This window comes from Ahrensia sp. R2A130, assembly GCF_000179775.1.
Classification (GTDB): Bacteria; Pseudomonadota; Alphaproteobacteria; order Rhizobiales; family Rhizobiaceae; genus Pseudahrensia.
Map to the genome: position 1 here is coordinate 1 of NZ_AEEB01000012.1, position 326 is coordinate 326.

Below are 326 nucleotides of genomic sequence, written 5' to 3' on the forward strand. Positions count from 1 at the left end.
TTCACGGCAGCAATCGTCATCGTAACGGTCGCCGTCTCGTCAGATCCGTTATTGTCCACTGTGTAGGTGAACGTGTCCGTGCCCGAGAAGCCCGCAGGCGGCGTATACGTAATCGCGCCGGAAGCCGTAAACGCAACCGTTCCGCCATTGCTGGTCGCAGATACACCCGTGATCGTGGCAGGACCGCCAAACGTATCAGCCGTTGCACCGTCCGGGGAGCCCGCCGTGATACCCGACAGCACGTTGAACGTGGCTGCAACATCCTCATCCGTCGTGATCGCATCGTCCAAAGCATCAGCAACAGGATCGACAGTGATCGTAACCGT

Annotated in this window: 1 protein-coding gene; it reads right to left on the reverse strand. The window is 58.9% G+C overall.

Annotated elements, in window-relative coordinates; translation table 11 throughout:
• Positions 1–326, reverse strand: a 326-nt coding sequence (locus tag R2A130_RS18670; RefSeq protein ID WP_009464514.1) for an Ig-like domain-containing protein, incomplete at both ends; no start/stop codon positions are given.